At 61.1% G+C, this 18645-nt stretch carries 20 protein-coding genes; 7 read left to right on the top strand and 13 right to left on the bottom strand.

Features of this window, described 5'->3' with window-relative positions; genetic code table 11:
- Positions 1 to 90 precede the first annotated feature (90 nt).
- Both A11A3_RS00265 and acs read right to left on the bottom strand, forming a co-directional pair.
- Positions 91 to 747: a response regulator transcription factor gene (locus A11A3_RS00265; RefSeq protein ID WP_008927245.1), complete on the bottom strand. Its 657-nt coding sequence runs from the start codon at positions 745 to 747 to the stop codon at positions 91 to 93.
- A gap of 101 nt (positions 748 to 848) precedes the next feature.
- The gene (gene acs, locus A11A3_RS00260; protein ID WP_008927244.1) at positions 849 to 2798 is read right to left on the bottom strand and encodes an acetate--CoA ligase; all 1950 of its coding nucleotides are present in this window, start codon (positions 2796 to 2798) and stop codon (positions 849 to 851) included.
- A gap of 175 nt (positions 2799 to 2973) precedes the next feature.
- On the opposite strand from acs, the gene A11A3_RS00255 reads away from it, so the two are divergent.
- Positions 2974 to 4188, top strand: a complete 1215-nt coding sequence (locus A11A3_RS00255; protein WP_040296537.1) for a DcaP family trimeric outer membrane transporter — start codon at positions 2974 to 2976, stop codon at positions 4186 to 4188.
- Between the two features lie 64 nt (positions 4189 to 4252).
- Here the strand turns inward: A11A3_RS00255 and A11A3_RS00250 are convergent, their stop codons facing one another.
- The 4 genes from A11A3_RS00250 to A11A3_RS00235 all read right to left on the bottom strand — a co-directional run bounded on the left by A11A3_RS00250 (position 4253) and on the right by A11A3_RS00235 (position 7162).
- On the bottom strand, positions 4253 to 4651 hold the full coding sequence (locus A11A3_RS00250; protein WP_008927242.1) for an ectoine synthase: 399 nt from the start codon (positions 4649 to 4651) through the stop codon (positions 4253 to 4255).
- 81 nt (positions 4652 to 4732) lie between these two features.
- A complete protein-coding gene (gene ectB, locus A11A3_RS00245) occupies positions 4733 to 6037 on the bottom strand; it encodes a diaminobutyrate--2-oxoglutarate transaminase (protein WP_008927241.1) in 1305 nt (434 codons plus the stop codon).
- A 50-nt stretch (positions 6038 to 6087) separates the two neighbouring features.
- Positions 6088 to 6621, bottom strand: a complete 534-nt coding sequence (gene ectA / locus A11A3_RS00240) for a diaminobutyrate acetyltransferase (protein ID WP_008927240.1) — start codon at positions 6619 to 6621, stop codon at positions 6088 to 6090.
- A gap of 4 nt (positions 6622 to 6625) precedes the next feature.
- Positions 6626 to 7162 (bottom strand): MarR family winged helix-turn-helix transcriptional regulator, encoded by a 537-nt coding sequence (locus A11A3_RS00235; RefSeq protein WP_008927239.1) that lies wholly within the window; start codon positions 7160 to 7162, stop codon positions 6626 to 6628.
- 384 nt (positions 7163 to 7546) lie between these two features.
- Here A11A3_RS00235 and A11A3_RS00230 point away from each other — a divergent pair, with 384 nt between their 5' ends.
- Positions 7547 to 8128: a TRAP transporter small permease gene (locus A11A3_RS00230; RefSeq protein WP_008927238.1), complete on the top strand. Its 582-nt coding sequence runs from the start codon at positions 7547 to 7549 to the stop codon at positions 8126 to 8128.
- A 37-nt stretch (positions 8129 to 8165) separates the two neighbouring features.
- Positions 8166 to 9446, top strand: coding sequence for a TRAP transporter large permease (locus tag A11A3_RS00225; RefSeq protein ID WP_008927237.1), 1281 nt, complete (start codon positions 8166 to 8168; stop codon positions 9444 to 9446).
- A gap of 55 nt (positions 9447 to 9501) precedes the next feature.
- On the opposite strand, the gene dctP is transcribed toward A11A3_RS00225, so the two are convergent.
- Positions 9502 to 10524 carry a TRAP transporter substrate-binding protein DctP gene (dctP, locus tag A11A3_RS00220; RefSeq protein ID WP_008927236.1) on the bottom strand — a complete coding sequence of 341 codons (1023 nt, stop codon included), beginning with the start codon at positions 10522 to 10524 and terminating at the stop codon, positions 9502 to 9504.
- Between the two features lie 192 nt (positions 10525 to 10716).
- Between dctP and A11A3_RS00215 the strand changes: the two genes are divergently transcribed.
- Positions 10717 to 11625, top strand: coding sequence for a tetratricopeptide repeat protein (locus tag A11A3_RS00215; protein ID WP_040296534.1), 909 nt, complete (start codon positions 10717 to 10719; stop codon positions 11623 to 11625).
- 171 nt (positions 11626 to 11796) lie between these two features.
- Positions 11797 to 12756 (top strand): GTP cyclohydrolase FolE2, encoded by a 960-nt coding sequence (folE2, locus tag A11A3_RS00210; protein ID WP_008927234.1) that lies wholly within the window; start codon positions 11797 to 11799, stop codon positions 12754 to 12756.
- A 67-nt stretch (positions 12757 to 12823) separates the two neighbouring features.
- Here the strand turns inward: folE2 and A11A3_RS00205 are convergent, their stop codons facing one another.
- The 6 genes from A11A3_RS00205 to yidD all read right to left on the bottom strand — a co-directional run bounded on the left by A11A3_RS00205 (position 12824) and on the right by yidD (position 16972).
- Positions 12824 to 13342 carry an outer membrane beta-barrel protein gene (locus A11A3_RS00205; protein WP_008927233.1) on the bottom strand — a complete coding sequence of 173 codons (519 nt, stop codon included), beginning with the start codon at positions 13340 to 13342 and terminating at the stop codon, positions 12824 to 12826.
- 46 nt (positions 13343 to 13388) lie between these two features.
- Complete coding sequence (locus tag A11A3_RS00200; protein WP_008927232.1) at positions 13389 to 14129, bottom strand: metal ABC transporter permease; 741 nt, start codon at positions 14127 to 14129, stop codon at positions 13389 to 13391.
- Positions 14122 to 15024: a metal ABC transporter substrate-binding protein gene (locus A11A3_RS00195; protein WP_040296532.1), complete on the bottom strand. Its 903-nt coding sequence runs from the start codon at positions 15022 to 15024 to the stop codon at positions 14122 to 14124. Before A11A3_RS00195 ends, A11A3_RS00200 begins: the two co-directional genes overlap by 8 nt.
- Before the next feature lie 45 nt (positions 15025 to 15069).
- On the bottom strand, positions 15070 to 16359 hold the full coding sequence (locus A11A3_RS00190; RefSeq protein ID WP_008927230.1) for a putative porin: 1290 nt from the start codon (positions 16357 to 16359) through the stop codon (positions 15070 to 15072).
- 75 nt (positions 16360 to 16434) lie between these two features.
- Positions 16435 to 16743, bottom strand: coding sequence for a hypothetical protein (locus A11A3_RS00185; RefSeq protein WP_008927229.1), 309 nt, complete (start codon positions 16741 to 16743; stop codon positions 16435 to 16437).
- On the bottom strand, positions 16730 to 16972 hold the full coding sequence (gene yidD, locus A11A3_RS00180; protein WP_040296530.1) for a membrane protein insertion efficiency factor YidD: 243 nt from the start codon (positions 16970 to 16972) through the stop codon (positions 16730 to 16732). The genes A11A3_RS00185 and yidD overlap by 14 nt, the downstream gene beginning before the upstream one ends.
- A gap of 154 nt (positions 16973 to 17126) precedes the next feature.
- On the opposite strand from yidD, the gene A11A3_RS00175 reads away from it, so the two are divergent.
- Entirely contained in the window at positions 17127 to 17822 is a 696-nt protein-coding gene (locus tag A11A3_RS00175; protein ID WP_040296563.1) for an SRPBCC family protein, read from the top strand.
- 123 nt (positions 17823 to 17945) lie between these two features.
- The gene (locus tag A11A3_RS00170; RefSeq protein ID WP_157375183.1) at positions 17946 to 18608 is read left to right on the top strand and encodes an START domain-containing protein; all 663 of its coding nucleotides are present in this window, start codon (positions 17946 to 17948) and stop codon (positions 18606 to 18608) included.
- The last annotated feature ends 37 nt before the right edge of the window (positions 18609 to 18645 follow it).

Genomic DNA, 18645 nt, shown 5'->3' with positions numbered 1-18645 from the left:
GCGGGAAAGCCAATCCTAGCCGAACGGCATGAGGCTGCGCTCACAGGTTGGCGGCTCATGCGTTTTAGAGCAGGGGGGCTCTGATCCCGCTTAATTACCCTCCACGCCTTGCGCATCAATGGCCAGATCTTTCAGCGCCAACACTGCCTGGGTGCGATTGCGCACGCCCAGTTTGCGGAAGATGGCGGTCATGTGGGCCTTGATTGTGGCTTCGGAAACATCCAGCTCGTAGGCAATGACCTTGTTCTGCATGCCTTCCATCAACATGCCCATGACCCGAAACTGTTGTGGTGTCAGGCTGGTGATACGTTCCTTCATGGCCGTGTGGTCGGGCAGGGTGGGCGGCATGGCCCGGCGTGCCTTTTCCGGCAGCCACTGTTTGCCATCCATGATCTGTCGCATGGCCTCGGTCATGGTATCCACCGAGGCAGATTTGGGAATAAAACCATCCGCGCCGAAATGGATCGCCCGTTGTATCACGTCCACGTCCTCGGTGGCGGAGATTACCACCAGTGGCACCTTGCGATATTGCTCGCGCAGGTAAATCAGCCCGGAAAAACCGTGGGTGCCAGGCATGTGCAGATCCAGCAGGATCACATCGAAGTGCTGCCCCTGCTGGCCGATTTGTTCCAGTGCCGCCAGCGAGTCTGCTTCGTGAATGCTGGCCTCGCTGAAACTGGCCTCCACCGCCTGACGCAGGGCGGCGCGGAAAAGAGGATGATCATCGGCAATCAGGATGTCGGTCATGGCCCTATTTAACCACTTGTCAGGCCGCTTGTGCGCCCCGGGCAAAAAAACGCTGCCCCGCGGGGCAGCACACGGGGAAGTCGGCGCCTGCTCGCGCCGCATCAGCGGTTCATCCGGGTTTCAACCAGGGAGGCCACCACCGCCGGATCGGCCAGGGTGGATATGTCGCCCAGGCTGTCGTGCTCGTTGGCGGCGACCTTGCGTAAAATTCGCCGCATGATCTTGCCCGAGCGGGTCTTGGGCAGGTCAACGGTGAAGTGGATCAGATCCGGGGTGGCAATGGGGCCGATCTCCTGGCGGACCCACAGGCGCAGTTCCTCGCACAGCGCCTCATTGCTGTCGGTGCCGGCATTGAGCGTCACATAAACGTAGATCCCCTGGCCTTTGAGCTGATGGGGGTAGCCCACCACCGCGGCTTCGCAGACCTTGGGGTGGGCGACCAGGGCGCTTTCCACCTCGGCGGTGCCCATGCGGTGACCGGACACATTGATGACATCGTCCACTCGCCCGGTAATCCAGTAGTCGCCGTCGGCGTCCCGTCGGGCACCATCTCCGGTGCAGTAATAACCCGGGAAGGTGCTGAAGTAGGTTTGCACGAAGCGTTCATGGTCGCCCCACAGGGTGCGGGCCTGGCCCGGCCAGCTGTCACCAATCACCAGGTTGCCTTCTGCGGCGCCGGTCAGGATATGCCCCTCGTTATCCAGCAGTGCCGGTTGCACGCCGAAGAAGGGCCGGGTGGCCGCACCGGGCTTGGCCTCGATGGCGCCGGGCAGCGGGCAGATCATGATGCCGCCGGTTTCCGTCTGCCACCAGGTGTCCACCACGGCGGCCTGGCCCTTGCCGACCACATCATGGAACCACTGCCACGCCGCCGGGTTGATTGGTTCACCGGCGGTGGCCAGCAGCCGCAGGCTGTCGCGGTGGCTGCCCTGACAGCAGTGATCACCGCCGGCCATCAGGGCGCGAATGGCCGTGGGCGCCGTGTAGAGAATGTTGACCTGGTAACGGTCGATGATGTCGCCCACGCGCTGATCATTCGGGTAGTTGGGAACCCCTTCGAACATCACACAGGTGGCGCCGTTGGCCAGCGGGCCGTAGACCAGATAGGTGTGACCGGTGATCCAGCCCACGTCGGCGGTGCACCAGTAGACCTGGCCCGGATGATAGTCGAACGCCACCTGGTGGGTGAGAGCGGCATAGACCAGATAGCCACCGGTGGTGTGCAGCACGCCCTTGGGTTTCCCGGTGGAGCCGGAGGTATAAAGAATGAATAGCGGGTCTTCCGCGTTCATGGCTACCGCCGGGCAGTGTGTACTGCTGGCCGCCATCTCTTCGCTGTAGCGCCGGTCCCGACCGTTGTGCCAGTCCGGCGCCACGCCCAGATGCTCCACCACCAGCACGGTGTCGACACAGTCGGTGCCGGGTTTTTCCAGGGCAGCATCCACATTGGCTTTCAGGGGCACCTGCTTGCCGGCTCGGCGTCCGGCATCGGCGGTGATCACCAGCCGGGCCTGGCAGTCGGCAATACGGCCGGCCAGGGCATCCGGCGAGAAGCCGGCAAATACCACCGAATGAATGGCACCGATACGGGCGCAGGCCAGCATGGCAAAGACCGCTTCCGGAATCATCGGCATATAGAGCATGACCCGGTCACCTTTGTTCACGCCCAGACGTGTCAGGGTGTTGGCCAGCCGGCAGACCTGTTCATGCAGTTCCCGGTAACGAATCTCGCGACGTTGCTGGTGTGGTTGGTCTGGCTCCCAGAGCAGGGCGATACCGTCACCGTTTTTTTCCAGGTGGCGGTCGATGCAGTTGTAGGTGGCATTGAGTTCGCCATCCTGGAACCAGTGGATGTGCACATCGTCTGGATGGAAGCTCACATCCCGTATTTGCGTGGGCTCACGGAACCAGTCAATCCGCTCCGCCTGGCTGCGCCAGAAACCGACACTGTCGGTAATGCTCTGGCGGTAGAGCGTCTGATAGGCGGCGCTGTCGATCCAGCAACGCTCCTGAATGGCTTTCTTGATGGCGATAGGTGTGCCCGTTTCCATGGCCTGTCTCACTGAAATGAATTCCAACATGGTCAGTGTGGAAGCCGCGGGCAAGGGGCGGAATTAGACCTTGGTCGAGCGTCCCCCGGCTTCGACCTATGGCTAATGGTGAGCGGCTCCGCGGCTTTGCAAGCTGACCACTGTCACTTCGTGTTGATAACCAGAGGGCAGGGTCATGAAAGTCATAAAAACCGGATATCTTTGCGCAGCCATTTTGCTTACCCATGGTGGTTATGCCATGGCGGCAACACTGGAAGAGCGGGTGGACGCGCTGGAAAAGCAGCAGAACCACACCGTGGGCAATAATACCAACATCACCTTCGGCGGCTTTATCAAGGCCGATACCATCTATAGCAAATACAGCGATGGTGAACAGGCCACCTCGTCCGTGGGCGAGGATTTCATGGTGCCATCCACCATTCCGGTGGACCCCACCGGGCAGGCGGATTCCGGTTCGGGCAAGTTGAACATGATTGCCAAGCAGAGCCGCTTCTGGCTGAAAAGCGCCACGCAGACATCCGCCGGGGAAGTGCGCGGCCATATCGAGATTGATTTCCAGACCAATGGCATGGGCGACGAGCGCATCAGCAACAGCTACGCGCCGCGCATCCGCCATGCCTACCTGACCTGGGACAAATGGTTGTTCGGGCAGACTTGGTCGACCTTCTTCAATGTCAGCGCGCTGCCGGAAACCCTGGACTTCGTTGGTGCGGCCGGCACCGTGTTCGAACGTCAGCCGCAGATTCGTTATACCAACGGCGCCCTGATGCTGGCCATGGAAAACCCGTCCACCACTCTCTACGGCGGTGACAGCAATCCCAGTGAATACGACGACAACAGCATGCCGGATCTGGTGGCCCGCTATAACCTGACCGGTGACTGGGGCAATGTCAGCCTGGCGGCGCTGGGCCGGCAGCTGAAGTATCAGGATACGGTGGGCGGCACGGCCCATGACGAAAGTGAATACGGTTACGGGCTGGCACTGGCCGGTAAACTGAATGTGGGTGAGCGAGACGATGTGCGTTTCCAGCTCAACTATGGCAATGCCATGGGCCGTTATACCACCCTGAATGCATTCCGCGCCGGCCAGATCGAAGCTGATGGCGACATTGATCTGATTGATCAGTGGAGCGGCGTGCTGGCCCTGCGCCACCACTGGAGTGATCGCTGGCGCTCCAACTTTTCTGTATCAGTGAGCCAGGCGGATAACCCGGATACCGTAGCGGCCACCACCAACGATACTATCCAGAGCGCCCATGCCAATCTGATCTGGCAGGTGGCCAAGCCACTGGCCCTGGGCGGTGAGCTGATCTATGCCGACCGGGAAATCGACAATGGCGAGGACGGCGATCTCAAGCGCGTACAGTTCACCGCCAAGTATGATTTCTGATTGTTTTTCGCCGGCATAAAAAAAGCGGAGCCGATGGCTCCGCTTTTTGGTTCTGGCTGATCGATCAATCCAGATCCGCCGGGTACACGCCATTCTCGTCGTGTACTTCCTTGCCGCTCAGCGGCGGGGTGAAGGCGCAAGCCACCACCATGTCTTCGTTTTCACCACCATACAGGTAGTGCTCGTCGTGTTCGTTGAGCAGGTAGATGGTGCCGGGAGTCAGGTCGTAGACCTTACCATCGTCCAGGGTTTCGATCTTGCCGCTGCCGGAAATCACGTACACGGATTCCCAGTGGTTGGCATATTTGATGTGGGTCTTGGTGCCCTTGAAGATGGTGGTGATGTTGAACGAGTGGCCCATCTTGTCTTCTTTCAGGGACAGGCGCACGGACTGCCAGTTGCCGTTTTCGGCTTTTACGCAGCGCTCGGTCTTTTCGGCTTCCGCCAGGGTACGAACGATCATCCAGAACTCCTAAATGGTAAAAGAGAGGAGGGGAAAGGCGCCCGGCTCCCCCGTCAGGAGGGAGCGGGAGCGGTAAGGCTATCAGCCGGCAATGCTGGCAACAGAGTGGGCTTCGCCGCGCTTGATACGGTCGGTCATCACTTCGGTGACGCTTTCCTTGACGATATCCAGGGCGCGCTGCAGATCCTCTTCGGAAATGGTCAGCGGGCACAGGGTCTTGATTACCTGGTCATCGGCGCCGGAGGTTTCGATCACCAGCTGACGCTTGAAGCAGGCCTTGGTGATTTCACCGGCCAGCTCGCCATCACGGGCCACCAGGCCCTGCATCATGCCGCGACCGTTCAGGTAGAACCAGTGCGAGTCATAGCTGTTGGCAATCTCGCGGAAGCGATCGGTAATAATGTCCGCTTTCTTCTGCACTTCCTGGGCGAACTTGTCATCGCTCCAGTAGTGTTTCAGGGCGGCGGCGGCGGTAACGAACGCCAGGTTGTGGCCACGGAAGGTGCCGTTGTGCTCGCCCGGTTTCCACTGGTCCAGTTCCGGCTTGAGCAGCACCATGGCAAAGGGCAGGCCATAGCCACTCAGAGATTTGGACAGGGTGATGATGTCCGGCTTGATGCCCACCTCATCAAAGCTGAAGAAGGTGCCGGTACGGCCACAGCCGGCCTGGATGTCATCCAGGATCAGCAGCATGTCGTGTTTGCGGCAGACCTTTTCCAGGTTGCGCAGCCACTCGAAGCTGGCCGCGTTGATGCCGCCTTCGCCCTGTACGGTTTCCACGATTACCGCTGCCGGGTGATCCACGCCACTGGAGGAGTCGCCCAGCACCTTGTCCAGGTACTCGGTGGTGTCGAAGGCGTCGCCCAGGTAGCCGTCATAAGGCATCGGCGTCACGCCGGCCATGCTGACCCCGGCCACACCACGGTGATGGCTGTTGCCGGTGGTGGCGAGGGCGCCCAGGCTGACACCGTGGAAGCCGTTGGTGAAGCTGATGATGTTCTCGCGACCCTTGATGTTACGGGCGATCTTCAGCGCCGCTTCCACGGCGTTGGTGCCGGTGGGGCCGGTGAACTGCATCACGTGGTCCATATCGCGGGGCTTGAGGATCACCTCGTAGAAGGTATCCATGAAGTCACGCTTGGCGGCAGTGTGCATGTCCAGACCGTGAACAATGCCGTCACGCTGGATGTACTCGATCAGCTTTTCTTTCAGGATCGGGTTGTTGTGCCCGTAGTTGAGGGTGCCCGCGCCGGCCAGGAAGTCGATGTACTCCTTGCCGGTTTCGTCATACAGGTAGCTGCCCTTGGCCTGGTCAAAGACCACCGGGAAGCTGCGGGCATAACTCATTACTTCGGATTCGTGACTCTCAAAAATTTCGGTATCCATGGTCCTGGTTTCCTCGTCTGGAAGTCTTTAGGTGCGTGTCGGGGCGTTGATCAGGCGTCGTCGCGGTTGAACGGGCCGATACGCAGCAGGTATTCGTCGTTGTGTTCGCCGGCAAAATGAATGCGCGAATCGAACAGGATGAATTCTTCCGTGGGGAAGCTGCGCTGGTAGGCGAAGCTGCGGAACATGCCCCAGGAGGCTTCGTTATCCGGCGTGATGGTGGTTTCGATGAACTGGACGTCGGCGCTCTCTTCGCGCTCGATCAGTTCGGCCAGCATGCGCTTGGCCAGGCCCTTGCCACGGGCCTTCTCGTGTACCGCCACCTGCCACACAAACAGGACATTCTGCTGTTTGGGCGGAATGTAGCCGGAGATAAAGCCGACCAGATCGCCGTCCATCTCGGCGGCCACGCTGGTGTCGGCGAAATGCGTGCACTGCAGCAGATTGCAGTAAACCGAATTCTCATCCAGCGGTTTGCATTCGCTGATCAGTTTATGCACCCGGCTGCCGTCCTGGCTCTCCGGTTTGCGGAAAGTAATGTCATCCTTTTTCTCGGTGGATGAACCCTTGTCTTCTGCAAGCATGTGGTCACTTCTGGTCGGTTTTGGATAAGGGGGTATGCTCCCGATGCTGGTTCAGGTCCACAGTGGGCTGAGCCCGATCTATGGCGCCCAGATCCAGCACCGGAGACGCGTCAATATCGCCGGCGTTCATCATCGCCGCGACCCGCTGCAGGGAGCTGAGAATCAGGGACTGCTCCCATTCTTCCAGCCGGTCAAAGCGGGCAATGAACTCATCCTGCAAAGGCGTGGGAGCCTTTTCGATGATGTCCATGCCGGCCTGGGTCAGGTGGGCATAAACCCGACGCTTGTCGGATTCGCCGCGCTTGCGCCCCAGCAGGCCACGCTTTTCCAGGCGATCAAGAATCGTGGTCACGGTGGCCTGGCTGAGTGTTACCTCGTTGGCCAGGTCGCCCATGGTCATTTCACCGTGCGCCGCAATGGCCTGCAAAATCAGCAGTTGCGGTGAGGTGAGGCCGGCGACCTTGCTCAGTTTCCGTGAGTAGAGGTCGGTGGCGCGAATAATCTGTCGTAATGCAATCAGCACGTCTTCGTGTCTGGCCATTGCCGTCAATTCTCTAGATAACAAAGTGATGTGACCGTGATGAGACATCGTCAAATTTAGAAATCTAAGGTCCGTTTCTCCCGTGAATTCAGGGCAATGGCAAGAATTCCCTTGCGATAACTGGTAGGCTATCTTAGAGGTAAAACATTTAGATGTCAAAATAAATGCCGGCGAGCGGTGGTGCGTGGCGCTGTTCCTGACACGCCGATGCACCCTGACGGTGCCGATTTCCGGGCTTTTTCAGGGCAATTCCCTGGCCCGGGGTACAGGTCTGATGACCCCGGCGGCACGGCTCGGGAGGTGGATATCGCCATGCCTGCGTGTGATACCGGTTTGTCTTCCCGATGACCTTTCTGTTCACTTTTTACTGCGGAAATGTCGATCATGATTGATTCCTTTCTTACCGCACTCTCCCTGCTCGATCGTGTGCTCGGTGTGGTCGAGCGCGTCATCATCGGTGGCTGCATTCTGGTCATGGCCCTGCTGATGAGTGGCCATGTGGTTGGCCAGACCCTGTTCGAGGCGGGGATTCCCGGCACCTATGAAGTGACCAAGATGCTGATCGTGGTGCTGACCTTTGTCGGGCTTGGTTATGCGGCCCGACACGCGCGCCACATTCGGATGTCCGCCTTTTACGAGCAGCTCAATGGCCCGGCGCGCAAGGCGTTGCAAATGATCATCTGCGCTGGCACGGCGGCATTGATGCTGTATTTCGCCTGGAAGTCCGCCCAGTACGTGATCGATATCCACGACCGTGGCCGCGTCAGCGCCTCCCTGCAGGTGCCCATGTGGACGGTGTATCTGGCTCTGCCCATCGGCTTTACCCTGGCCGGCGCCCAGTATCTGCTGACACTGGCACGCAATGCTCTGTCGCCGGGCGTCTGGCGCTCTTTCAGTGAAGAGGAGAACTATGCGCAGGTGCCCGCCGAGGCGGGTGTGTCCGAGGACGGGGAGGGCCGCCAATGAGCGTCAGTGGCCATGCTGTGAAACAGGGGGGCGGATCATGTTGATTCTGCTGGGCGTGATCATGCTGGTGCTGCTGTTCATGGGCTACCCCATGATGGTGCCGCTGGCCGTGGGCACTTTGTTCATGATGTTTACCGACATGACCTTCTTCGGGCCGGATCAGGCGGTGACCTGGATGGTCACCGGGGTGGGCAGCTGGGTGCTGGCGGCGGTGCCCATGTTCATCTTCGCTGCGGATATCCTCACCAAGGGCCATACCGCCAACCGGCTGCTGGATCTGGTGGACGCCTTCAGCCGTCACCTGCGCGGTGGCCTGCCAATTACCACGGCGGCGGCCTGTGCGGTGTTCGGGGCGGTGTCCGGTTCCACCCAGGCGACGGTGGTGGCCATGGGCGGTCCCATGCGTCCACGACTGCTGGCCAAGGGCTACCCGGACAGCTTTGCCCTGGCGCTGATCATCAATGCCAGTGATATTGCCCTGCTGATTCCGCCCAGTATCGGTTTCATTGTCTATGGTGTGGTGATGAAAACCTCCATCGGCGACCTGTTTCTGGCCGGTATCCTGCCCGGGTTGCTGGTGTTGCTGATGTTTTCCGTTTACTGCTGGATTGGCGCGCGCATCAAGGGCATCGAGCCGGAGGAACGCGCCTCCTGGGCGGAGCGCTTTACGGCCCTGCGCCGGGCCATTCTGCCCATGGGCTTTCCCATTCTGGTGGTGGGGGGCATCTACGGTGGCTGGTTTAGTGCCGTGGAGGCTTCGGCGGTAGCCGTGGCCTATGCCCTGCTGCTGGAGGTGGTGATCTTCCGCAAGGTCAGTATCCGCGATCTCGGGCCGCTGGCACTGTCGTCAGGCATGATCACCGCCGTGGTCTTTATTCTGGTGGCCGTGGGAGCGGCGTTCTCGCATACGCTGGGTACGGCCAATATTCCCGAGAAATTGTTGGGGCCGGCTATCGAGGCCATTGGCACCAATCAGGTGGCGGCGTTGTCGCTGATTGCGGTGGCCTTCTTCGTCGGCTGCATGTTTGTGGACCCGATTGTGGTGATCCTGATCCTGGTGCCGATCTTCAAGCCGCTGATTGCCTCGGCCAATCTGGATCCGGTCCATGTCGGGGTGATTGTCACCCTGCAGGCCGCCATCGGTTCCGCCACACCGCCGTTCGGCTGTGACATTTTCACTGCCATTGCGGTGTTCCGGCGCCCATACCTGGATGTGATTCGCGGTACGCCGCCCTTTATTTTCATGTTGCTGATTGCCACCTTCGTGCTGATCCTGTTCCCGCAGCTGTCGCTGTGGTTGCCTTCCCTGGGCGGCTAGCACAAAAAAAGCCCGGCCGGAGCCGGGCTTTTTTATGGCGACGGTTGCCGGGTTATCAGCTGTCCGCCTTTTCCGCCTCTTTGAAGGCTTTCAGCAGGGCGTTGAGAGACTGCTGGCCTCGCGGACCCACTTCCTTCACGTAGGTCTTGCGTACCGGTTTGGCCATCTTGCGGAACTGGGCCTGCTGCTTGTCGGTAAGCTCGATGATCTTGATGTCACTCTTGTTCTTGATGGTTGCCAGCCGTTCCTTGTTGTACTGGGTCTGGATGTCGTAGCCCTCGCGTACCAGCGTGGCGGTCACTTCATCAATCATGGCTTTCTGGGCGTCGGAAAGACCGTCATACCAGTCGGCGTTGCCCATCATGGTGGCCACAAACTGGGACTGCTGGGCAAAGATCATGTATTTCTGCACCTCGTAAAACGCCATTTCCTCATGGGCGAAGACCGGCTGGATATTGCCCTCGGCCTGGCCCTGTTGCAGGGCGCTGTAGAGCTCGCCGTAGGCAATGGAGGTGGGGGACGCGCCGTAGGCCTTGTAGGTGGCGCGCAGCAGGCTGTTGTCCATCACGCGAATGTGCAGGTTTTCGATATCCGCCGGCGTGTGGATCGGCTTGTTGGCGGTCCATACCTGATATCCCTCCGGCAATTCCGCCAGTGGCACTAGCGAACGGGCCCGGAACGATTGCTGCCAGGCCTGACTCTTCAGAAAGGTGTCGCTGTTGAGCCCCCGGGCGGTGACCCACTGATCACTGGGCATGATGTAGTTGAGGTTGAGCAGCTGGCTTTCCGGCACGGTGCCGCCCAGGGCGCCGGAGCCGAAGCCCAGCTGGATGGCGCCGCCCTGGATGGCGTCATACAGGGCGGAATAAGTGGAGCCCCATTTGCCATAGGGCAGCAGTTGCACGCTAATGTCGCCGTCGCTTTTTTTCTCCACCAGCTCCTTGAAGCGTTCGGCGTAGCTGTACTGCACGCTGCCTTCGATTTCCTCCAGACCGAAGCGCCAGGTGTCGGCGTTGGCGGTGGCGGTCAGGGCAAGGACGCCGAAGGCGGCGGTGCTCAGAAGTCGTAGAAATCGCATGCCTTTCTCTCGATGTTGCTTGTGGTTGCGTTTCACTACATTGCATCGTGCCGGGCCTGTCAAGGCAGCGGCCCGCAAGGCTGGCACCCCGGCGGCCTTGATGCGACCATAGGTGCGCGGCGGGCAGGCCAGCAGGGTGTGCCGGCCGTCAAAAGGTTTTTCGCTTGGCGAATGGGACAAGAGGGCAGTGCATTGAGCAGACACATCCTGCGTATGGGCCTGTTGGGCGCGTGGTTGATTCTGGCCGGTAATGTCTGGGCCGAGACGCAACAAACGGCAGCGGCGGAGCCTCGCCCCGAGGCACAAAGCGAGATCGAGCGCGGCCCGGTGATTTCCCAGTTTCGCGAGAACTGGATACTGGGTGAGCTGCGTACCCTGCGTCAGGACATGAACGACTACCGCAACGAGATGACCAAGATGGTCACCGACCGGGAGCTGGACGTGGCCGACAAGGCCATGGGCTATGCCACCAACACGGTGACCTACTTCTTCTATCTGATTGCCGGTGCTGCTTCCATTCTGGCCTTGCTGGGCTGGTCCACCATCCGTGACCTGAAAGACAACATCCGTATCTACGCGGAAAAGGAAATGTCGCGACTGACCAGTGAGTACGAGTCGCGCCTGGCGGATCTGGAGCGCGAGCTGCGCAAGAAGTCACGCACCATTGCCGAAAACCAGGAAGAGATCGAGCGCACCAACGAGATCCACAGCCTGTGGCTCAAGGCCACCAAGGAGCCCAGTGCCCAGGCCAAGATCGAGCTTTATGACCGGATTCTGGAACTGCGCCCGGACGACCCGGAAGCGCTGGCCTGGAAAGCGGATGCGGCGCTGGAACTGGGTGAGCAGCGCTGGGCCCTGAGTCTTTGTGACCGGGTACTGGAAGTGGAAGAGGACAACTCCCACGCACTCTACCAGCGGGCCTGTGCCTGGGCCGGGCTGGGCGAAATCGAGTACGCCCTGCGCGATCTGGAACAGGCCATCCAGGTGTCCGATTCCCTGCGCAGCCATGCCCGCAGCGAGGAAATGTTCCGCCCGCTGCATGCCCTGCCACGCTTTGAAACCCTGGTGGGCGAGGACCCGGAAGCTGCCCCGGCGGGCTGATAGCAGTCCGCTTTGGCGGCCATAGCCAATCTCTCGCGGCGAAAAGGTCAATTCCCGGGCGCTTTCTGCTAGACTTGCCCCCCTTGTAGGTTAGGGCGATGAACCCCACATGACCTTTTGTTGACGTCGGGATGTCGACAATCCCCGGTCATCGCCCCAGCGGAGAATTCCATGACGCGTGAAAACGGTGCCGGCGGCACCAAACAGATGCCGGATGTGGCATCCAACTCCATGGTGGATCATATCCATACCACCCTGGACTGGGTCGGCATGAGCGAAATTCACCTGCCTGCCCGTGTCAGTGACACCCTGGCCGGCGAACGGCCGGTGAGTACCTCCATCCAGGCCTATGTGAATCTGGCCAACGCGGATGCCAAGGGCATTCACATGTCCCGCCTGTTCCTGATGCTGGAAGAGACCTTTGGTGATCACTCGGTCAGTGCCGCATCCATCGAGCAGTTGCTGCGCAACTTCCTGGAAACCCACGAAGGGCTCAGTACCCGTGGCTTCGTGCAGCTGGACTTTGAATACTCCATGCGTCGCCCGGCCCTGAAGAGCAGCTACTCCGGCTGGAAAAGCTACCCGGTGAGCATCAAGGGCACCCTGTGCGAACAAGGCATGCGTATCGAGATGTACGTGGAAGTGCCGTATTCCTCCACCTGCCCATGCTCGGCGGCCCTGTCGCGCCAGCTGATTCAGGAACAGTTCCGCAAGGACTTCCAGGACGGCAAGATTGATGCCCAGGCCGTGTTCGACTGGCTGGGTACCGAGGAAGGTATTGTCGCCACTCCGCACAGCCAGCGTTCCGTGGCCCAGGTGCGGGTGTTGCTGGACCATACCGAGGGTGATGCCTTCCCGATCACGGCGCTGATTGATTCCATCGAGGGCGCTCTCAAGACGCCAGTGCAGACCGCGGTGAAGCGCATCGACGAGCAGGAATTCGCCCTGCTCAATGGTCAGAACCTGATGTTCTGCGAGGATGCGGCCCGTCGCCTCAAGGTGTCACTGGACCCGCAGCCCTGCTACAAGGATTTCTGGCTGCGAGTGAACCACCTGGAAAGCCTGCATGCCCATAACGCGGTGGCCATTGTCACCAAGGAAGTGGATGGCGGCTACCTGCCGATCCCCTGACATCGGGATATGGCTCAGATAAAAAAAGCCGCGCTCAAGCGCGGCTTTTTTGTTTGAGCCAGGCCGCTCAGAAGCGGCCGTTCAGGCCCACGGCCAGATTGCTGATCTGGTCGCCGCCATGGTCGACCACCCGCATGTATTCCACGCTGACGAACACCTGGTTGGTCAGGGTGATATCGGCACCCAGACCCAGGGACAGGTCGTTGTAGTTCTCGCCCTTGGAGCCGCCACCGGCATAGTCCTGGGTGGTTTCCACCCGGGTGATGCCGATCAGGCCATAGGGGCGTACCGGCAGGGTGTTGGGAAACTGGCCACGGAAATAGGCGCCGTAGGAGCGGTCGATTTCCACATCCACACCGCTGCGCAGGTGATCATCACCCACGCCCAGGCCCAGGCGGACTTCGCCACCCAGGGTTTCATCCCGGTTGATCCAGCTGCCGAACTTGAACTGCAGGGCAGACGGGTCGGCACTGCCACCATCATCCGGCTCCACGTTGCTGGATACGAAGTCCAGGCCGGCGAAACCGCTGGCGGTGGCACTCAGGGGCAGCGCAAACAGGGCTGCCATCAGGCTTTTTCTGATCATTGTCTCTGGTCCTTTCAACCCGTAAGTGCCAGCGATTGTAGCCAATTCACCGGCGCGCTGCGATGCCTCTGCCCACCGCCGTGAACAGGGCACAGGCCGCCAGGCTGACCACCACCGCCGGACCACTGGGCCAGTCCCAGGCCAGGCTGGCGCCCAGGCCCAGCAGGTAGCCGGCGGCGCCCACGGCCAGGGCCAGCAACAGACCACGTTTGCCATTCATGCCGAAGCTGGCCAGGGCCGGGAAGATCAGGGAGGCAAACACCAGGTAGACCCCCACCGCCTGCACCGAGGCGGTGATGGCCACGGCGAAGGGACCGTAGAAGCTAAGCAGAGGGTGGTGGAACAGCCGCATGCCCAGCAGGGCCACCGCCGCCGCCCCGGCCAGCGCCCACAACTGCAAGGGCGTGACCCAGAGAATCTGACCGGCCAGGCTGCTGTTCAGGTGCTCGCCGCCATGCGGGTCGTTGGCCAGCATCAGCACCGCCAGGCTCGCCAGTACCACAAAGGTGGCACCGATCATGGCTTCCTGGACCCGGTTGCCCAGTTTTTCCAGCTGGTGCAATAGCAGGGCGAACAGCAGGGCGGTGGCAACCGCCACCCCCTGCAGAACCACGGTGTTTTCCAGATGCGTCCACTGATGCACGGCGAGCAGGCCGGTGGCGGCGGCCTGGGCCACCGCCAGATCAATAAAGATGATCCCCCGGCGCAGCACCTGCCGCCCCAGCGGCACGTGGCTGGCCAGTACCAGCAGCCCGGCGATCAGTGCTGGCAGCAGGATATCAACCATGACATTGCTCCCGGGCTTCCAGCAGCGTGTCGATGATGCGCTGGTAGAGGCTGACCAGGGTGGTAGTGCCTTTCTCGCCGGGGGAGAAGGGCATCTCCACCGCGCAGGCGCTGGTACGGCTGGCCAGCCATTTGGAGGCATCGCTGCCGTTTTCCGGGCGGTAGAGGATCAGGGAAACGTTCTGCTTTTTCACCGTATCCACCAGCGCGGCCAGGTGCGCCGGTGTCGGCGGCAGGCCCGGTTTGGGTTCCAGTTCGTCCACCCGGCGCATGCCCAGCCAGTCCATCAGGTAGCTCCAGTCACGGTGGTGGGTGATCAGGCCAAGCCCCTTGAGCGGGGCCGCTTTCTGTTCCAGCTGGGTGATCTGGGCGTCGAACTGCTGTTGCCACTGGGCTTGCTGGTCCCGGTATTGTTGGGCATGGGCCGGGTCCAGAGTGGCCAGGCGTTCGGCCAGTTTGCCGGCCACGGTTTCCACCCGGCGCGGGTCCAGATGCACGTGCGGGTTGCCCTTGGCGTGGACGTCACCGTCGGCCCGGTCCAGGTGATCGGGGATTTCCAGCCGCGAGACCTGATCGGCGGCCATGAACAGCCCCGGAGCCTGGCGTACCGCCGGGTTGCCGCCGCGGTTGAGCAGCACCGGCAGCCAGCCGATTTCCAGTTCGGCGCCATTGCACAGCACCATGTCCGCCCGGCGGACCTGGGAGATCAGGCTGGGGCGGGCCTGAATGTGGTGGGCATCCTGACCGGGGGCAATGGCGCTTTTCACGTCCACCAGGTCGCCACCCACTTCGCGGGCGAGCTCCGCCCATTCCGGTTCACAGGCCAGAATGCGTACGCTGGCCTGGGCAGACAGGGGCAGCAGCGCCCCCAGTATCAACATCAAGACTACTCTCATGAAATCTCTCCTGGCAGGCGGGCCCAACCCGCCTGCGACAATGCGTTAGAACGAGTGGGCACCGTGGGCGCCGAGGCTCAGGTTGTACTGCAGGAACACCTGGTTGTAGGTGTCGCGGCCGTCTTCACCGTCGATATCGTTACGGTTGAACTGCAGCCGTACCTTGGAGAACTCGGTGGCATACCAGGTGAGGGCCAGGCTGTTCTGGTAGGAGATGCCGATATCTTCCTTGTCGTCCCCTTCCTTCACCTGGCCATTGATACCGGCGGCAGCATAGCGGGCGCTCACCTGCCAGCGCGGGGCAAAGCCGTAGCTGGCGGACAGATAGCCGGCATCCTGGCGAGCTGTCAGGGGCAGGCCCAGTTCCGCCGGATTGCTGTGGTAAACCGCTTCCTGGTCGGTTTCGGCGTGGAAGTATTCGCCCTGCACGGTGGCCGCGCCCAGGCCGTAGTTGCCGGTGGCAAAGCGCTTGAAGACCGCCTGCAGGCCGTAGACATCACTGTCACCCTCGGTGACGAACTGCTCGGTGCCTTCATCGTGATACGCCTGGCTATGGCGGTGGTGGGCCACGGACAGACCCAGCTGCAGGGCGTGGCGGGCGCCCAGGTCCGGCGCCAATCGGGCATAGAAGACGCCCAGTTGCGGGCCGTCCTGGGTGGCCAGGCCCAGATCGTCGGCGGTGACGCCGCCGCCAATATCCTCAGCGACGCTGTCCGCGTCAATGGTGCCGCCGACGCCTTCCAGGTTGTCGCCCTGGGTGGCTTCCAGGCCCAGTTGCAGGAAGGTGGCGGTGGGAGCCAGCCAGCTTACCTGCACGCCGTCGCCACCCAGGCTCTCTTCGCCGAACAGGCTGCGGTAGGCCAGGTTTTGATCGGCAAAATTCCATTGATGGGAATGACGCTCGTTGTGGTAACCGATGGCACTGAGGAAGCGGCCGGCCTTGATTTGCAGGCCGGCGGGCAGGGCCTGGCTGCGGATCCAGGCTTCTTCCAGGTCCAGGTCGCCGCTACCGGTGATGGACGCGGTGAGGCGGGCATCAAAGTAGCTGTCCACGGAACCACTCATGGTGATTTCGCTTTCCCCCAGATTGAAGCCGCGACTCAGATCGCCGTGGTCGTGCTCTTCACTGCCGCCGTGGCTGTGGAAAGCATTGTCCATCTCGTCGATACGCTCCATGCCTTCGCCCTGGGCGTCGTCATGGTAATAAAGGCCGCCAAGAATCACGGAGATGGCCGGGTTGAAGGCGCGCAGGCCGCTGTCGGCGCTACTGGCCGAGGCCAGCCCGGGCGCCAGAATGGTGGCCAGCGCAGAGCCGGCCAGGAACATCTTTTTCATGGTCTTTCCTGATCAATACACAAAGTACCGCCGTGGCCTGTGCCACGCCGGAATCTCAAGGGTTGGGATGTCGGATCAGGAAAAGACGGGTGGGCCGCGGGCAAGCCGGGCCAGATGGAAGTGTTGTTGGGGCTGATGCGCTTGGCAGCTTTCGCCCAGGCAGACGTGCGTGGGCGGAACCGGCATGACCGCCTGGCTGGGCAGGCCAACCAGACCATGGCCATGGGCGCAGATCTGGCAGTCAGCCGCGGTGATAAAGGCTTTGCTGTGGTCGCCCTTGCCGGCGTTGATATGGGAAGGGCTGTGCCAGGCAAAGATCAGCTGGGCGAGAAAGACGATCCCGGCCAGCCACAACGCCAGGCGGCGCTGGTCAGTCGTGGTCATGGCAGCCCTCGCAACGGGTGCCAGGCACCGGGTCAAAACCGCCGGGATGCCAGGGATGACATTTGCTCAGACGTCGGGCCGCCAGCAGGCTGCCGCGCAGGCTGCCATGGGTTTCCACCGCCTGCCGGGCATATTCCGAGCAGGTCGGGTAGAAGCGGCACTGGTTGCCGATCCAGGGGCTCAGCACGATCTGGTATAACCGCAACGCGCCGAGCAGCAACGTCTTCACCGGGGATGTCCCCTAATCAGGAAATGGAAGCGGCTGCCAGTTTTGTAAAAAACCATGATAAAAGCAAGCCGCGCGGAGCGGTTCGGGATTCGCGGCGTCCAAAGCGGTAGACATGATACAGGACATTTTGTTGGCCGATGGCCAGGGAGGCACCATGAAACCGATACGTCGATGGCCCCGTTTTTTGCATCTGCTGTTGCTGCCGACGCTGTTGCTGGGCAGCAGCGTTGCCGGCGCCGATTCACAGTGGCAGCCGGTGGACAAGGGTGACAAACGCACCGATATCAGCACCTTTGAGCGCCCGGTGAAAGACAGTGAGGTGAAGGCGTTTCGTGGCGTGACCGAGGTGCATGCGTCAGTGTTGAGCTTGCTGGCGGTGATGGCCGATGCCAGTGTCTGTGACCAGTGGCTCTACCAGTGCCAGTCGCTGGAACTGCGCGATAACCACCGTGCCTATATCCAGTTCAAGGGTATCTGGCCAGCCAAGGACCGGGATGCACTGATCGAAAGTGATGCCAGCCAGGACAGCAAGACCGGGGCGGTGACCATTGCCTCCCATGCGGTCAAGGGCGAACCGGATCACAAGGGGCTGGTGCGGGTGGCGGCCCTGCGAGACCGGTTTGTGTTTACCCCGCTGAAAGATGGCTGGACCCGTGTGGAGTTCGAAACCTACATTGACCCCGGTGGCAATGTGACCGGGATTGCCAATACCATTTCTCACGACGCCCCTCGGGAGACCCTCAAGGGGATGCGCAAGCTGGCCAAACAGTCGCCCTACAAGGAGGCGGACCTGGAGGACGTGCTCAAGCGCTACGATTCGCTCAAGGGCATGGATCTGCCCGCCAGCTAGTGGGCCAGGCATGAAATGCCGCCGGGTGCTTCCTCGGGGTCAATGCCCCGTGGATGGGCGTTCGTCATACTGTCATCACGTTTTAACCCGCTGTGTACCGCACGGCCTGTGAAGAGGCGAATGATGAAACTCTGGATAGCAACATTGTTGATGGTGATGGCCGGCCCGCTGTGGGCGGCGGACTGGGAAGTGAACCACCAGGGCAACAGCCCCGCAGAGGTAACCACCTATGTGCGTGATGTGGCCGACAGCCCGGTGAAGGCGTTTCGCGGTCAGGTACAGGTCGCCGCATCCATGACCTCGGTACTGGCGGTGATCACTGCGGTGGATACCTTCCCGCAATGGGTCTTCCAGTCCAAGGATGCCCGTCGTATTGCCGTCCAGGGGCAGGAAAAACTGTACATGCAGTTCAACGGTATCTGGCCGGTCTCGGATCGGGATGTGGTGCTCGGCAACACCCTCAGCCAGGACGATCAGGGCGTGATTACCCTGCACAGCGTCAACCTGTCAGGGGTGGCGGACAAACGCAGTGGTTATGTGCGCATTCCCAAGCTGGATAACCGCTTTGTGCTCAAACCCGTGTCCGATGGTCAGGTGCAGGTGACGTTTGAAACCTATGTGGATCCGGGCGGTCGGGTGCCGGCCTGGCTGGCCAATCTGGTTTCCACCCGGGCGCCGCTGGAGACCCTGGAAGGTTTGCAGGCCCAGCTGAAAAAGCCGCGCTTCACCGATGTGCAGCGGGGTGATCTGCCCAAGCTGCCGGGCATGGATCAGCTGACGTTGTAATGGATAAAAAAACGGGCAGCCAGGCTGCCCGTTTTTG

Source organism: Alcanivorax hongdengensis A-11-3 (assembly GCF_000300995.1).
Taxonomy (GTDB): Bacteria; Pseudomonadota; Gammaproteobacteria; order Pseudomonadales; family Alcanivoracaceae; genus Alcanivorax; species Alcanivorax hongdengensis.
Note: the sequence above shows the minus strand (reverse complement) of the source record. Positions and strands in the feature narration are given on the sequence as shown.

Coding starts and splice junctions, on each gene's coding strand:
- A11A3_RS00265 (WP_008927245.1), bottom strand. CDS start 747: ATGACCGACATCCTGATTGCCGATGATCATCCTCTTTTCCGCGCCGCC.
- acs (WP_008927244.1), bottom strand. CDS start 2,798: ATGGAAACGGGCACACCTATCGCCATCAAGAAAGCCATTCAGGAGCGT.
- A11A3_RS00255 (WP_040296537.1), top strand. CDS start 2,974: ATGAAAGTCATAAAAACCGGATATCTTTGCGCAGCCATTTTGCTTACC.
- A11A3_RS00250 (WP_008927242.1), bottom strand. CDS start 4,651: ATGATCGTTCGTACCCTGGCGGAAGCCGAAAAGACCGAGCGCTGCGTA.
- ectB (WP_008927241.1), bottom strand. CDS start 6,037: ATGGATACCGAAATTTTTGAGAGTCACGAATCCGAAGTAATGAGTTAT.
- ectA (WP_008927240.1), bottom strand. CDS start 6,621: ATGCTTGCAGAAGACAAGGGTTCATCCACCGAGAAAAAGGATGACATT.
- A11A3_RS00235 (WP_008927239.1), bottom strand. CDS start 7,162: ATGGCCAGACACGAAGACGTGCTGATTGCATTACGACAGATTATTCGC.
- A11A3_RS00230 (WP_008927238.1), top strand. CDS start 7,547: ATGATTGATTCCTTTCTTACCGCACTCTCCCTGCTCGATCGTGTGCTC.
- A11A3_RS00225 (WP_008927237.1), top strand. CDS start 8,166: ATGTTGATTCTGCTGGGCGTGATCATGCTGGTGCTGCTGTTCATGGGC.
- dctP (WP_008927236.1), bottom strand. CDS start 10,524: ATGCGATTTCTACGACTTCTGAGCACCGCCGCCTTCGGCGTCCTTGCC.
- folE2 (WP_008927234.1), top strand. CDS start 11,797: ATGACGCGTGAAAACGGTGCCGGCGGCACCAAACAGATGCCGGATGTG.
- A11A3_RS00205 (WP_008927233.1), bottom strand. CDS start 13,342: ATGATCAGAAAAAGCCTGATGGCAGCCCTGTTTGCGCTGCCCCTGAGT.
- A11A3_RS00200 (WP_008927232.1), bottom strand. CDS start 14,129: ATGGTTGATATCCTGCTGCCAGCACTGATCGCCGGGCTGCTGGTACTG.
- A11A3_RS00195 (WP_040296532.1), bottom strand. CDS start 15,024: ATGAGAGTAGTCTTGATGTTGATACTGGGGGCGCTGCTGCCCCTGTCT.
- A11A3_RS00190 (WP_008927230.1), bottom strand. CDS start 16,359: ATGAAAAAGATGTTCCTGGCCGGCTCTGCGCTGGCCACCATTCTGGCG.
- A11A3_RS00185 (WP_008927229.1), bottom strand. CDS start 16,743: ATGACCACGACTGACCAGCGCCGCCTGGCGTTGTGGCTGGCCGGGATC.
- A11A3_RS00175 (WP_040296563.1), top strand. CDS start 17,127: ATGAAACCGATACGTCGATGGCCCCGTTTTTTGCATCTGCTGTTGCTG.
- A11A3_RS00170 (WP_157375183.1), top strand. CDS start 17,946: ATGAAACTCTGGATAGCAACATTGTTGATGGTGATGGCCGGCCCGCTG.